The following is a 13,426-nucleotide window of genomic DNA, read 5'->3' on the forward strand; positions in this document are numbered from 1 at the left end:
GGACGCTTTCATGCGTTTCCCGGGAATTCGTGGTTTCGGCGTGCTCGCGGCCGCGGCGGTGGCAGGCGGTCTCCTGACCGCCCCGGCGGCGGCCGCCGCACCCTGCACGATCTCCGACGAAATGGTGTCCGCGGGCAACTACTGGGTGGCCAACGGGACCAACCTCGACGCGCCGGACTGGCAGAACGCGACGTTCCACGTCGGCAACCTGGCCCTGGTCCGGACCACCGGGCAGTCCAACCACAAGACCTACCCGTGGGCGCAGGCCAACAAGTACCTGCTGCCCGAGGACCCGAAACGGCCGTTCTTCCCGGACAACCAGGCGGCCGGCGAGGCGTACCTCGACCTGTACACCTACTTCCACCCGGAGATCCCCCTGGATTCGATTCGCACGCGGATCAGCGACGAGGTGGCGTCCGTGCAGGCGGGCCACCGCGACTACTGGAACTACGTCGACGCGCTGAACATGGCGATGCCGTCGTTCGCGCGGATGAGCCTGATCGACCACGATCCGTCCTACTTGGACGCAATGGACCAGCTCTTCCGTTCTTCGGAACGCAAGCTGTTCAACGAGTTCACCGGCCTGTGGTACCGCGACGCGCGGTTCAAGGGCTCCGGCGTGTTCTGGTCACGCGGCAACGGCTGGGCACTGGCGGCGTTGACGAAGGTGCTGCAGGTCCTGCCCACCGACGACCCGCGGCGGCCGGAGTACCTGCGCGTGTACCAGAAAATGGCTGTCTCGCTGGCGCGGACGCAACGCCGTGACGGCTTCTGGAACGCCGACCTGCTGAACCCGCGGGACCACGGCGGCCCGGAGTCCAGCGGCACGGCGTTCTTCGCCTTCGGCCTCGGCTGGGGCCTCAACGCGGGGATCCTCGACGCCGCCCGCTTCCGCCCGGTGGTCGACAAAGCGTGGACGGCGCTGTCCACGAAGGCACTGCAGCCCAGCGGCCTGGTGGGGTACGTCCAGCCGGTGGGCGACCGCCCCGCGACGGCCCACGCGACCGACACCGCGGCTTACGGCGTGGGCGCGTTCCTGCTGGCGGGCCAGCAGGTGGCCAAGCTGCAAGGCTGCTCGGCCGAGTAGTGCCTCTTCAGCGCCCAGGCCGAAATGTCCCCACAGTGCGGCACTTCAGCTTAGGCAGTCGCCGGGGTCGCCACGGGTCAGGGCCGGGTCCGACTGAGGGAAGGTGCGCGCGATGCCGGGGCCGGAGGACCGGCGCTCGAAGCGCACCGTCACCCGGCCGTGGCCCGCGCCCTGGACCCAGCCCGTGCCGAACTCTTCGTGGACCACGTCGTCGCCCTGGCGCCACTCCGAAGGCGGCGCTGCGGGCACCGGCGCCGGGGCGGAAGACACCACGACCGGCGCCGGAGCAGGCGTGGCCAGGGTGAACAGCGCGTCCTGGTGCGGCACCGAAAGCCCGCTGTAGGCGACCCCCGCGAGCCGGATGCCGCCGAACTCGGCCGGGTCGATCAGGAGCCGCTCCGCGGTCGCCGACAGCTCGGCGAGATCGTCCGTGGGCGCCGAGATCGTCTCCGAGCGGGTCACCGTGTGCATGTCGGTGTGCCGCAGCTTGATCACCACCGTCCGCGCCACGCGGCCGGCCTTGAGCAGGCGCCGGTGCGCGCCCACCGCGATCCGGCGGACCTCCGCCCGCAGCGTGGCCAGGTCCTTGATGTCGGTGTCGAACGTCGTCTCGGCGCTGACCTGCTTGGTTTCGGCGCGGCCGGCCACCGGGCGGTCGTCGGCGCCGGTCGCCAGCCGCCGCAGGTCGCGGCCGACCACGCCGCCGAGCGTCGCCACGGCGTCCTGTTCGGACAGTGCCGCCAGCTGCCCGAGCGTCTGGACGCCGATGAACCGCAGCTTCCCCTCGGCGACCGGGCCGATGCCCCACAGGGCGCGCACCGGCAGCGGCGCGAGGAACTCGCGTTCGGTGCCCTGCGGGACGACCAGCAGGCCGTCCGGCTTGGCCTCGTCGGAGGCGATCTTCGCGATCTGCTTGCCGTTGCCCGCCCCGATCGACGCCACCAGGCCGGTTTCCGCCCGGATCCGGGCCCGCAACGCGGCACAGAACGAAGTGACCTCGTCGAAAGACGCGTCGACGAGCGAAGGCGGTTCGGCGAAGGCTTCGTCGAGGGAGATCTTCTCCAGCACCGGCGCGACCTCGGTGACGACCGCGAAGACCTCCTGGCTGAGCCGCTCGTACACGCGGAACCGCGGCGGCACGATCACGCCGTTCGCCGGCAGCAGCCGCCGCGCCTGGGCCATCGGCATCGCCGAGCGGATGCCGAACGCCCGCGACTCGTAGCTCGCGCCGGCGACGACCCCGCGGGGCCCGGTCCCGCCGACGAGCACCGGGCGCCCGGCCAGCGTCGGGCGGGTGAGCTGCTCGGCCGACGCGTAGAAGGCGTCCAGGTCGAGGTGGATGACCCAGCGGGCCACGTCAGACCCCGCCGGTGGCGTCCAGCAGCTGGTGGAGCGCCTTGGTGTAGTCCTCGAACGCGGCGCGGCCCCGGGCGGTGAGCCGGACCAGGGTGACCGGCGTGCGGTGCTCGTAGGCCTTGGTGATCTCGACGTACTCGGCGTCCTCGAGCTTGCGCAGGTGCGTCGAGAGGTTGCCGGCCGTCATTTCGAGGAGCTGCTGCAGCCGCGGGAAGGTGATCTGGTCGCCGGGGCGCAGCCCGGCGAGCGCGACCGTCACCCGCAACCGCGCCTGGGCGTGGATGACCGGGTCGAGCTGGGGCAGTTCGCTCATCGGCCGGTCTTCTCGCGGACGAAGTAGACGATCGCGCCGAGCAGGAACCCGCCGCCGCCGCAGACGGTGAGCACGAGGAAGTTGTGCGGGTAGCCCACGAGCACGCTCACCGCGGCCGAGACGATCATCCACGCGCCGAGGCCGTACATGAGCTTGTCCTGCCACACCATGCCGCCCGCCAGGTACATCACGCCGGTGAGCAGCAGCCAGGTGCCCGACCACAGCAGCGACACCTGGTCCGGCGACAGCGCCTGGAACTGCGTGATCCGCAGGTCGACGACCATCAGCCCGATCGAGGACAGCGCCCAGCCGTAGCCGTACATCGCGCCGATCGTGCGGGACGGCCCACGGATGCCGCGGCCGGACCGGATGCTGGTGTAGGTCGTGTAGGCCATGGCGCCGAGGAACAGCAGCGGGACGACGATGCCGCCGGCGACCCAGCCGGGGATCGCGACACCCGGCTGCACGGTCACGTACGTGAAGCCCCAGCCGACGATCCAGGCGAGGGCCCAGGCCGCGAGCATCCGCGCCGGGCCCCCGCCGAGCTCCCGGCGGGTCCGCCGGTTCTGCTGGGCGATCAGGTTCAGCGATTGCTCGGCCGACATCGGCTCGTCTTCCACCTGGTTCGCCCTCCTCCGTACACCTGCACGGAAGCTAACACGCATCTAGAGCCGTGCCGTGTCCAGCCGGAACCGGCGCATCACGATCAGGGCCGGGACGACCAGCCAGCCCGCCAGCACGATCGTCGCGACCCACGTCCCGGAGGTGTGGGTCAGCGGGTCGAGGCCGACCCGGCGCAGCCAGTAGGTCGGCACGAAGTGCGCCAGCGTCGTCATCCAGCCGGGCAGGAACTCCAGGGGCATCCACAGACCGCCGAGCAGGCCGAGGGGCATCATCAGGGCGCCGGTGACCGCGCCGACGGTGTCGCCCTTGCCGAACAGGCCGATGGCCAAGCCGAGGACGGCGAACGGGAGCGTGGCCGCCCACAGGAGGACCAGCTGCCCGCCCCACTGGGCCATGGTGAGCGGCTCGCCACGCAGGAAGCCGACGAAGAAGATCACCAGGATCACCGGCAGGGCGACGGCCATCGCCGACGCCACCTTGACGACGAGGTAGCCGGGGCCGCGCATCGGGGTGAGCCTCAGCTGCCGCTGCCAGCCGTCGGTGCGTTCCTGGGCCACCCGGGTGCCGGTGAACAGGGCGCCGCCGCTGGCGCCGTACGCGGCCATGCCGATCATCGTCTGCGTGCTCGAGCGCAGGCCGTTGTCCAGGACCACGTCTCCCCAGATGGCCCCGAAGAGCAGGTACATCGCCACCGGCATGCCGATGGTGAAGATGGTGAACTGCGGGCTCCGGACGATCCGCTTGATCTCCAGGCTCAGGTACGTCGTGTTCACGCGGCAGCCTCCTCGGCGGTCAGCGCCAGGAAGGCCTCTTCGAGGCCCAGCGCGGTGATTTCGATGTCGGACGCGGCCGGGTGCGCCGCGAGGAGGGCACGGAGGGCCGTGTCGGAGTCGGCGCAGGCCAGCTCGGCGCGGCCGCCGCGCAGCTGCACGCCCGTGACGCCCGGCAGGTGCGCGAGGTCGGCGTCGGTCGCGCCGGGCACGACGGCCTTGAGGACCCGGCCGGACACCGCGGCCCGGACCTCGGCGACCGGGCCGTCGGCGACGACGACGCCGTGGCGCATCAGCACGACGCGGTCGGCGTAGTCCTCGGCCTCGGCGAGGTAGTGCGTCGCGAACAGCACCGTCCGGCCGCCTGCGGCGAACTCGCGGATGGCCGCCCAGAACGCGCGCCTGCCGTCGACGTCCATCGCCGCGGTGGGCTCGTCGAGCACGAGCAGCTGCGGGTCGCCGGCCAGGGCGAGCGCGAACCGGACGCGCTGGCGTTCCCCGCCGGACAGCTTGCCGCAGCGGCGTTTCACGAGGTGTTCCAGGCCGGCCCGGGCGACCACCTCCGCGGCGGGCAGCGGCTTCCGGTGCGTCGAGACGACCAGGCCGACGAGCTCGCCGACCGTGGCGTCCGCCAGCAGCGCGCCGTTCTGCATCATCGCGCCGACGAGCCCGCGGTCGACGGCTTCGCGCGGGCTGCTGCCCGCGACGGTGACCTCCCCCGCGTCCGGCTTGGTCAGGCCGAGCAGCATGTCGACGGTGGTCGACTTGCCCGCGCCGTTCGGCCCGAGCAGCGCGACGACCTCGCCGCGCGCGACCTCGACGGACACCCCGCCGACCGCCGTGACCTGCCCGAACCGCTTGGTGAGGCCGTGGAGCGCGAACGCCGGTCCCCCAGTCATGGCGTCCTCCTTTCGTGACTTTGAACCGCAAAGTTGCTGCTCACTTTGTAACACAAAGTCCACGAGGATTCAAAGCCCCCGGCCTCGGAAAGCACGCTGAGCCCGAAGAAAAACGGGGTGCCGGGCACTGGGCCCGGCACCCCGTTTCGAGGGTTTCCGCAGGTCAGCCGGCGAACCGACCGGCGAGGAGGTCCGGCGTCGCGGCGGTGTCGGCCTTGGCGGCCGTCGGTGCCGGCGGCGTCGGCAGCGGCAGCGGGGCGCACTCGACGTCGGCGGTGCGACCCGGCTTGCGGGCCGGGAGCGCGCCCGTCGCCAGGTAGTCCGCGATCTTGGTGTCGACACAGGCGTTGCCGCGCGGGGTGATCGCGTGGCTCGTGCCGCCCGGCTCCGCGATCAGCGAGGCACCCGGGAACCGGCTGCGGACCTCGAGGCTGCCTTCGAACGGCGTCGCCGCGTCGAGCGTCTCGTCGATCATCAGCACGCTCGGCACGCCCCGGCCGTCGATCTTGGCGGGCTTGCCGGCCTTGGCGGGCCAGTACACGCAGGGTGCGTTGAACCAGGCGTTCTGCCAGGTGAAGTACGGCGCCTTCGCGAAGGTCTGCCAGTTGTCGCGCCGCCACTGGTTCCAGCTCTGCGGCCACTGGACGTCGGTGCACTGCACGGCGAGGTATACCGCGTAGCTGTTGTCGTCGCCGCGGCCGCCGAAGGCCTCGAAGAGCGACTTCCAGTTCTGCCAGTCACCCTTGTTGACGAACCGGGACAGCGCGTCGCCCAGCAGCGTCCACCGCAGCTGGTAGTAGCTGGCCTGCTGGATGACGTCGAGGATCTCGTCCGGCCCGATCACCCCGCCGGCCGGCGTGAAGGACGCTTTGAGCAGCTGCTCGTCGACCACGCGCTGCACCGCGGCCTGGGTCTTGCCGAGGTGGTAGACGTCGTCGTGCTGCGCGAGCCAGCCGAACCAGATCAGGATGTTCCGGTCGAAGGCGAGGTCCTGGTCGAGGTTGTCGCCGTACCAGACGCCGCGCGGGTCGACCGTCGAGTCGAGCACCATCCGGCGGACGTTCCGCGGGTACAGCGAGCCGTACACCTGGCCGAGGTAGGTGCCGTAGGAGTAGCCGTAGAAGTTCAGCTGCTTCTGGCCGAGTGCCTGGCGGATGGAGTCCATGTCCTTGACCGTGTCGGTCGTCTTCATGTTCTCCAGCAGCGCGCGCGAGTTGTTCTTCGCGCAGGCGTCGGCGTAGCCCTTGGCCCGGTCGAGCCAGGTCCGCTCCAGCTGCGGGGTGAACGGCACGTACTGCGGCCGGTTGTAGTCCATGTAGTCCGGCTCGCAGCTCAGCGCGGGCTTGCTGGCACCGACGCCGCGCGGGTCGAAGCCGATCCAGTCGTAGGCGTCACCGGCGTGGTTGGGGACCCTGGGCCCGCGGGTGGCCAGCAGCAGGCCGGAACCGCCGGGGCCACCGGGGTTGGTCAGCATGACGCCCTGGTACTGCGCGTCGGGGACCTTGTGCTTGACGCGGTCGACGGCGAGCTGGATCTTTTCGCCGTCCGGCTTGCGGTAGTCGAGCGGCACGCTGAGGTAGCCGCATTCGGCGCCGGCGGCGACCAGCGTGGGATCGGTGCACGGTCCCCAGGCGATCGACGCCTGCCCCGCGGGTGCGGCGTTCGCGGCCGGGGCGGCCACGAGCGCGGACGCCACCGCGACGGCGGCCACCGCGGCGACAGTGCTCCTCGAAAGAGCGGCACGTCTCACTGGTTTCTCCCTTTTCACTGCGTGTTCGGGCGGGGAAACCCTATGCCCGGCAAGGGGTACGGCGGGGACGGCTGCGCGCCAACGCCCTACGAAAGGCGGAAATCGGGTGGCGCGGACTTTCCGGGATCCCGTACGGTCGTTCCATGATCTCCTTCAGCCGGCTCCGCCTCGTCTGAGACGGCGTGACCGCCGGGCTCCCCGCCTACCGGGTGAGCCCCTTCACCTACGCGCCGTCTGGTCTTTCCCGCTTGAAGGAGCACCATGCTGCGCAAACACATCGTCATGGTCGGCTGCACCGCGCCGAGCCACGTCTACCCGTCGCTGGGCGTGCTCGCCGAGCTGGTCCGCCGCGGGCACCGGGTGTCCTACGTCGTCGGCTCACCGCTGGCTTCGCTGGTCGCCCCGACCGGCGCCGACGTCGTCGAGCACCCGACGATCTTCCCGCTCGGCGAGGCGGCCGTGTGGCCGGAGGAGCCGGCCGAAGCCATGCGCGTCTTCCTCGACGAAGCCATCGCCATCCACCCCCTCCTGACGGCGCGGTTCGACGCCGACCGGCCCGATCTCATGCTGTACGACATCGGCGGGCTGGGTGCGCCGCTGCTGGGGTTGCGGTACGGCGTGCCCGCGGTGCAGCTGTCGCCGACGCTGGTGGCGTGGGAGGGCTACGACGAGGACATGGCCGAGGTGATGGCGCCGATCAAGGCGTCACCGTCCGGTGTGGACTATGCGGCCACGTTGTCGGGGTGGCTGTCTTCCCACGGTGTGTCGGCCGATCCCTGGCGGTGGCTCGGGCACCCGGAGCGGATCCTTTCGCTGATCCCGCGCGCGATGCAGCCGAACGCGGACCGGGTGGGTCCGCACGTGCGGTTCGTCGGGCCGTGCCTGGACCCGGCGCGGCTGGCCGACCGGTCGTGGACGCCACCGTCGCCGGGCTGCCCGGTGCTGCTCGTGTCGTTCGGGACGGCGTACAACGACCAGCTCCCGGTGTACCGGGCCTGTGTTTCGGCGTTCGCCGCGGACTGGCACGTGGTGATCGCGCTGGGGAAGCACGTCTCGCCGTCGGATCTGGGCCCGCTGCCGGAATCGGTGGAGGTGCACGAGAGCGTGCCGCAGCTGGCGGTGCTCGATGCGGCCTCGGCGTTCATCACCCACGCGGGGATGGGCGGGGCGACGGAAGCGTTGTGGTTCGGGGTGCCGACCGTGGCGATCCCGCAGGCGGCGGACCAGTTCGGGAACGCGGCCCAGCTCGAGGCGCTCGGCGTGGGGCGGCACCTGCCCGCGGACTCGGTGACGGTTTCATCGCTGCGGGAGGCGGTGGACGAGGTGTCCTCGTCGGCTTCGGTGGCCGCGCGGCTGGCGGAGCTGAAGGCGGAGATCCGTGGCCACGGCGGGGTCTCCTTCGCCGCGGACACCGTGGAGTCCTATTTGGACTGACGGACCAGCCGGAAGACTCCCTTCCCGACGAAGAACCAGAAGAGCACCGCGATCGGGACCATGACCACGACGGTCATCACCCCGCTCGCGGCGAGGACCGCTACCAGGGCCATCAGCAGGCCGGCGACGAGGAAGTCGAACTTCGCGGTTCGCACGAATCGCGAAGGTTCGACCACGGTCGAGGACAGCTCGGCGGGAGTCGGCGGGCGTCTCGGCGGCGGGACGGGCACCGGCCGCTGGGCCGGCTCGGCCACCGGGAGCACGGAAGGCCGCCCCGCGACCGGCGACCGCGGCCCGAAATCGGGCACCGGCCCCGCCGCCTCCACCACGGGCACCGATCGCTCGGCCGGCTCGGCCACCGGGGGCACGAAAGGCCGCCCCGCAACCGGCGACCGCGGCCCGAAATCGGGCACCGGCCCCGCCGCCTTCGCCGGCTCCACCACCGGCGCCGGTTCGCCCCTTCGTTCCGGGGCGTCCGCGGCGGCCACCCAGGCGGCCGCTGCCGCCGACACCGTGCGGCTGTCGTCCTCCACCAGGCGGTGGATCTCCTCCGCCGTCCGCGTCCGGACCAGGTCGTTGCCCACCCGGTTCAGCCGCTTCAGCCCCTCCAGCGCGTTCATCCGGTCCGAAGCGATCGGGCTCGCCAAGCCGTGCCGCAGGTACTCCGGCAGCTCCCACCGCGGGTTCCGCGCCAGCACGATGCGTCCCTCCACATCGGACTGGTGCTTCGGCCGCTGCCGGGGCATTTCCGCCACCACGCGCTCGTGGACGTAGCTGTACAGCTCGTCCACCGTCACGTCGCCGTCGCCGTCGAGGTCCGCGCTTCCGTCGCGCAGGCCCGCCACCAGGTGCCGGGTGAACACCGAGCGGGCCGCCGAACCCACCACCGCGTCGCCTTCGAACGAATACTGCGTCGCGTCCGAGGCCGTCAGCACCGCCCGGCCGCGGCCCTGGAACCGCTCCAGCGTGTGCACGTCCGTCCCCGCCTTCGCCAGCTTGCCCGCCGGGAACGCGCCGCTGTAACAGCAGTCCAGCACCAGCACCTTCTGCCGCGACGGGCAGCCCGCCATCGCGCGGTCGACCAGCTCCGCCGCCAGCGCCGTGAACATCAGGCTGTCGCGGCGGGTGTTGGCCATCGCCAGGTACAGGCTGCCGCCGTCGTCCTTGACGCCGTGGCCGGTGAAGTACAGCAGCGTCAGCTCGTCGCGACGCCTGCCCCGGTAGAACTCGCCGATCGCCTCGCCCACCACGTGGTGGGGCTGATCGACCAGCGTCGTCACCTCGAAGCCCGCGATCGCCGGGTCGGACAGGACCGCGGCCAGCTCGCGCGCGTCGCCGCCCGGTGCGGTCAGCCGCCGCAGTGCCGGGTCGGCGTACGTCTCGGTCGCGATCAGCAGCGCGTGCCGGCTAGCCATGGCGCCGGACGAAGGCGTCGATCAGCTGCTGCCGCTCAGCCGACGTCGCCCGCTCCAGCTCGACGCTGTCGCCGTCGATCGTCACCTTGATCTTGTGCTTGCCCGCCTGGCGGCCCAGCCACTCGCGCAGCGTCTCGACGAGGCCGGGGAACACGCCGCCGGCCGCGCTGAACGCCACCATCAGCGAGCCGATCGTCACCGGGTCGGCCGCCTTCGCGCCCGGCGGGAGCTCGGCCGGGACCGGCAGCACGTCCACGTCCAGCCCGCCCAGTTCGGCGCGCAGGCGGCGGGCGAGCAGGTCGAACTCTTCGGCGTCCGCCTCGCCGTCCGCTTCGAGCCGGACCAGGGCCCGGGTGTCCGCATCGGTCATGTGCGCCATCGTGCGCCCGAACGGCCGAATCGACAAGGTCCGTTCGGGCAGCGTCAGGCGCGGATTTCGTTGAGGTAGTTGTAGATCGTGTAGCGGGTGACGTCGAGGCGCCCGGCCAGGTGGTCGACCGCGTCCTTGATGAGGAAATAACCGGCTTCGTCGAGCTCCCGCACCACCGCGGCCTTGTGCCGCTTCTTCATCAGGTCCACCGGGATGCCGGCCTTCGTCACCGCCCGGTCCACGAGGAACCGCTGCAGGCTGTCGACGTCCGGTGGGAAAGTCTCCGGCTCCCCGTTGCTCCCCGCGGAAGCGGCCTCCTCGACGCTGTTGACGCACAGGCAGCCGACCGCGACCCCGTCGGCGTCACGCAGGAACAGCGTCGAGGAGCGGATCGGGCGGCCGTCCGGGCCGTGCGTGCGGTAGTTAGTCAGGTCCTGGGTGGTGCCGCGGCGGACCAGGCCGAGCAGCAGGTCGGTCATCGGGCCGCCGACGCTGCGGCCGGTGAGGTCGCCGGCGATGGCGATGATCGAGTCCGGCAGCCGGCTCAGGTCGTGCAGCAGCACTTCGTTGCCCGGGCCGAGCATCGCGGCCAGCCCCGGGATGGCCGGGACCAGCGCGGTGAGCACGTCGTGCGTCGTCGCGCCCGCGACCGGGACGACCAGCGGCTCCCTGGGCGCCGTCAACGTCTCCAGCGCCTCCCGGAGCAGGTCCGCCGCGGCCGCGGGCGTCGACGCGTGCGGCGACAGCCGGACGTGCTCGGGGCGCACGGTCGCCGCGATCCCGGCGTTGGCCAGCGCCGCCCCGACCTGCTCCGCCGGGTGGCCGGGCAGCGTGAACGCCAGGATGCCGGCGCGGCGCTCGACCGCCGAGACGACTTCGGCGCCGCAGGACGCCAGGACCTCTTCGAAGGAGGCCAGCCGCTCGGCGATCCGCGCCGCGATGGCGCCGACACTCGCCTCTTCGACCAGCTCCAGGGCCTCGGCGAACGCGCCGGAGGTGATCGGGCTGAGGTTGGAGATCGACCAGGACTGGGCGGTGGCGTCCGGCGGGTGGATCTCGTCGTCGAACAGGCCCGGGTCGCGCGCGCCGGTCCAGCCCGACAGCACCGGATCCATCCGGTCCAGCGCACGGTCGGACAGCACCGCGAAGCCGGTCCCCCAGCCCGCGCGCAGCCACTTCTGCCCGCCGACGACCAGGACGTCGGCGGCCTCCCACGGCTCGTCGACCACGCCGAAACCCTGGATGCCGTCGACGACCAGCAGCCGGTCGCCGACGACTTCGCGCAACGCGGCCAGGTCGGCGCGGTAGCCGGTGCGGAAGTCGACGGCACTGACGCTGACCGTCGTGATCTCCGGCGTCAACGCATCGGCGACTCGCTCCGGGGTGACATAACCGCTGGTCAGACGGCGGACACGGAGGCGCCCGGCTTGTTCGGCACGAGCCCACGGGTAGGTGTTGGCCGGGAATTCCGACGCCGGCACGAGCACCTCGCCGGCGCTGTGGAACGCGGCCTGGAACAGGCCGAGGCTGGTGTGCGGCAGCAGCACGGTGTGGTCGGTGTCCGAGCCGGACAGCCGGGCGGCCGCGGCCTTGGCCCGGATCTCCTGCCGCATCAGCTCGTCCACTGTGGATGGCCCGGCCGTGGTGGCTTGGTGGAGCAGGGCGGCCGTCGTGTCGAGCACCGCGTGCGACGGCGGGCCGAAGCGGGCGAAGTCGAGGTAGCCGGCGGGCTCGTCGAACTGGAGCAGGTACCGGGGCGAAATCCTCCTCACGCGAGGATCCTCGCCAGGAACTGCCGGGTGCGGTCGTGCTTCGGCGTGCTCAGCACCTCCGACGGCGGCCCGGTCTCGACGACGGCGCCGTCGGCCAGGAACACCACCTCGTCGGCGGCCTCCGCGGCGAAGCTCATCTCGTGCGTCACGACGACCATCGTCATCCCCTCCCCCGCCAACGTACTCATGACTTCCAGGACCTCGCCGACCAGCTCCGGGTCAAGCGCCGACGTCGGCTCGTCGAACAGCATCAGCTTCGGTTTCATCGCCAGCGACCGGGCGATCGCCACGCGCTGCTGCTGCCCGCCGGACAGCTGCGCCGGGTAGGCGTCCGCCCGGTGCGCCAGTCCCACCCGGTCCAGGAGCTCGAGGCCCTGCTTGCGGGCGTCGTCCGGTTTGACGCCCAGCACCCGGATCGGGCCTTCGACGACGTTCTCCAGCGCGGTCCGGTGCGCGAAGAGGTTGAAGCGCTGGAACACCATGCCGATGTCACGGCGTTGCCGGGCGACCTCGCGTTCGCGCAGCTCGTAGAGCTTGCCGCCGCGCTGCCGGAAGCCGATGGCCTCGCCGTCGACCCAGATCTGGCCGGCGTCGATGGTCTCCAGGTGGTTGATGCAGCGCAGGAACGTGCTCTTCCCGGCGCCGGACGGGCCGAGCAGGCAGACGACCTGTCCCTTGTGGACTTCCAGGTCGATCCCGCCGAGGACTTCGGTGTGGCCGTAGGACTTCCGGACGCCGACGGCACGCAGCAACGGCTCAGACACGGGCACTCCTCACCAGCGGCACGCCACGCAGGGCCTTGCCCGCGCGGGCGAGCGGCCCGCGGTCGGCCTGCCCGAACGCGCGTTCCAGGTAGTGCTGGCCGACCCCGGCGACGGTCACCACGACCATGTACCAGACGGCCGCGGCCAGCAGCGTCTCCATCACCAGCAGGTTGTTGGACGAGATGTTGTTGGCCGCGTGGATCAGCTCGGTCACGCCGATCACCGACGCCATCGACGTGCCCTTGAGCATGTTGATGAAGTCGTTGCCGGTCGGCGGGATGATCACGCGCATGGCCTGGGGCAGCACGACCCGGCGCAGCGTCGCCGCCGGTGTCATGCCGATCGACTTCGCGGCCTCGGTCTGCCCGCTGTCGACGCTGTTCAGCCCGGCCCGGACGATCTCGGCCATGTACGCGCTTTCGTTGAGCGCCAAGCCGAGGAATGCGGCGGTGAACGCGCTGATCAGCACATTCGTCTGCTCGTGGACCAGGAACGGGATTTCGATGACCGGGAAGACGAGCGCCAGGTTGTACCAGAGCAGGATCTGCAGCAGCACCGGAAGCCCGCGGAAGATCCAGATGTAGCCGGCGGCGAACCACCGCGCGACCGGGTTGGCGCCGCGGCGCAGCAGGGCGATGACGATGCCGAGCACGATCGCGACGGCCTGCGACAGCACGGCGAGGACGACGGTGTTGAGCAGGCCGGTCGCCATCACCTTGTAGAAGACGAAGTCCGGGACCTGGTTCCACTCGATCTGCGCGTTGCCGAGGGCGATCCCCAGCAGCACGAGCAGCGCGATGATGATCGCGGCGGCGACCCACCGGCCCCAGTGGCGGAGCCGGACGATCGGCAGGGGCTCAGCAGCCGCCACC

The 13,426-nt window shown here is 71.5% G+C and carries 13 protein-coding genes; 2 read left to right on the plus strand and 11 right to left on the minus strand.

The annotated features are described in order from the left end of the window. Nucleotides 1-10 precede the first annotated feature (10 nt). Entirely contained in the window at nt 11-1,087 is a 1,077-nt protein-coding gene (locus ACWED2_RS29180; protein ID WP_449693694.1) for a glycoside hydrolase family 88 protein, read from the plus strand. A gap of 45 nt (nt 1,088-1,132) precedes the next feature. Here the strand turns inward: ACWED2_RS29180 and ACWED2_RS29185 are convergent, their stop codons facing one another. The 6 genes from ACWED2_RS29185 to ACWED2_RS29210 all read right to left on the minus strand — a co-directional run bounded on the left by ACWED2_RS29185 (nt 1,133) and on the right by ACWED2_RS29210 (nt 6,760). Beyond that, nucleotides 1,133-2,443 carry a DNA polymerase IV gene (locus ACWED2_RS29185; RefSeq protein ID WP_449693695.1) on the minus strand — a complete coding sequence of 437 codons (1,311 nt, stop codon included), beginning with the start codon at nt 2,441-2,443 and terminating at the stop codon, nt 1,133-1,135. A 1-nt stretch (nt 2,444) separates the two neighbouring features. After that, nucleotides 2,445-2,756 carry a transcriptional regulator gene (locus ACWED2_RS29190; protein ID WP_449693696.1) on the minus strand — a complete coding sequence of 104 codons (312 nt, stop codon included), beginning with the start codon at nt 2,754-2,756 and terminating at the stop codon, nt 2,445-2,447. Further along, on the minus strand, nt 2,753-3,376 hold the full coding sequence (locus ACWED2_RS29195; protein ID WP_449693697.1) for a hypothetical protein: 624 nt from the start codon (nt 3,374-3,376) through the stop codon (nt 2,753-2,755). The genes ACWED2_RS29190 and ACWED2_RS29195 overlap by 4 nt, the downstream gene beginning before the upstream one ends. A 45-nt stretch (nt 3,377-3,421) precedes the next feature. Next, the gene (locus tag ACWED2_RS29200; RefSeq protein WP_449693698.1) at nt 3,422-4,153 is read right to left on the minus strand and encodes an ABC transporter permease; all 732 of its coding nucleotides are present in this window, start codon (nt 4,151-4,153) and stop codon (nt 3,422-3,424) included. Continuing rightward, nucleotides 4,150-5,049, minus strand: coding sequence for an ABC transporter ATP-binding protein (locus ACWED2_RS29205; protein ID WP_449693699.1), 900 nt, complete (start codon nt 5,047-5,049; stop codon nt 4,150-4,152). Before ACWED2_RS29205 ends, ACWED2_RS29200 begins: the two co-directional genes overlap by 4 nt. Nucleotides 5,050-5,212: 163 nt before the next feature. Beyond that, complete coding sequence (locus ACWED2_RS29210) at nt 5,213-6,760, minus strand: alpha/beta hydrolase (RefSeq protein ID WP_449693777.1); 1,548 nt, start codon at nt 6,758-6,760, stop codon at nt 5,213-5,215. A gap of 300 nt (nt 6,761-7,060) precedes the next feature. On the opposite strand from ACWED2_RS29210, the gene ACWED2_RS29215 reads away from it, so the two are divergent. After that, entirely contained in the window at nt 7,061-8,233 is a 1,173-nt protein-coding gene (locus tag ACWED2_RS29215) for a macrolide family glycosyltransferase (protein WP_449693700.1), read from the plus strand. Here ACWED2_RS29215 and ACWED2_RS29220 read toward each other — a convergent pair. Genes ACWED2_RS29220 through ACWED2_RS29240 form a run of 5 tightly spaced genes read right to left on the minus strand, consistent with a single transcriptional unit; the run spans nt 8,221 to nt 13,425 of the window. Further along, the gene (locus tag ACWED2_RS29220) at nt 8,221-9,648 is read right to left on the minus strand and encodes a caspase, EACC1-associated type (protein WP_449693701.1); all 1,428 of its coding nucleotides are present in this window, start codon (nt 9,646-9,648) and stop codon (nt 8,221-8,223) included. The two genes, ACWED2_RS29215 and ACWED2_RS29220, sit on opposite strands and share 13 nt — an antisense overlap. Continuing rightward, the gene (locus ACWED2_RS29225) at nt 9,641-10,018 is read right to left on the minus strand and encodes an effector-associated constant component EACC1 (RefSeq protein WP_449693702.1); all 378 of its coding nucleotides are present in this window, start codon (nt 10,016-10,018) and stop codon (nt 9,641-9,643) included. The genes ACWED2_RS29220 and ACWED2_RS29225 overlap by 8 nt, the downstream gene beginning before the upstream one ends. 53 nt (nt 10,019-10,071) lie before the next feature. Then, entirely contained in the window at nt 10,072-11,790 is a 1,719-nt protein-coding gene (locus ACWED2_RS29230; protein ID WP_449693703.1) for an aminotransferase class V-fold PLP-dependent enzyme, read from the minus strand. Beyond that, nucleotides 11,787-12,554 carry an amino acid ABC transporter ATP-binding protein gene (locus tag ACWED2_RS29235; RefSeq protein WP_449693704.1) on the minus strand — a complete coding sequence of 256 codons (768 nt, stop codon included), beginning with the start codon at nt 12,552-12,554 and terminating at the stop codon, nt 11,787-11,789. The genes ACWED2_RS29230 and ACWED2_RS29235 overlap by 4 nt, the downstream gene beginning before the upstream one ends. Further along, nucleotides 12,547-13,425 carry an amino acid ABC transporter permease gene (locus ACWED2_RS29240; protein ID WP_449693778.1) on the minus strand — a complete coding sequence of 293 codons (879 nt, stop codon included), beginning with the start codon at nt 13,423-13,425 and terminating at the stop codon, nt 12,547-12,549. The genes ACWED2_RS29235 and ACWED2_RS29240 overlap by 8 nt, the downstream gene beginning before the upstream one ends. Nucleotide 13,426 lies beyond the last annotated feature (1 nt).

It is taken from the genome of Amycolatopsis sp. NPDC005003 (assembly GCF_053600695.1).

Bases quoted from the DNA above. Each gene is read 5' to 3' on its own strand.
- ACWED2_RS29180 (WP_449693694.1), top strand. From the start codon at position 11: ATGCGTTTCCCGGGAATTCGTGGTTTCGGCGTGCTCGCGGCCGCGGCG.
- ACWED2_RS29190 (WP_449693696.1), bottom strand. From the start codon at position 2,756: ATGAGCGAACTGCCCCAGCTCGACCCGGTCATCCACGCCCAGGCGCGG.
- ACWED2_RS29205 (WP_449693699.1), bottom strand. From the start codon at position 5,049: ATGACTGGGGGACCGGCGTTCGCGCTCCACGGCCTCACCAAGCGGTTC.
- ACWED2_RS29215 (WP_449693700.1), top strand. From the start codon at position 7,061: ATGCTGCGCAAACACATCGTCATGGTCGGCTGCACCGCGCCGAGCCAC.
- ACWED2_RS29220 (WP_449693701.1), bottom strand. From the start codon at position 9,648: ATGGCTAGCCGGCACGCGCTGCTGATCGCGACCGAGACGTACGCCGAC.
- ACWED2_RS29225 (WP_449693702.1), bottom strand. From the start codon at position 10,018: ATGACCGATGCGGACACCCGGGCCCTGGTCCGGCTCGAAGCGGACGGC.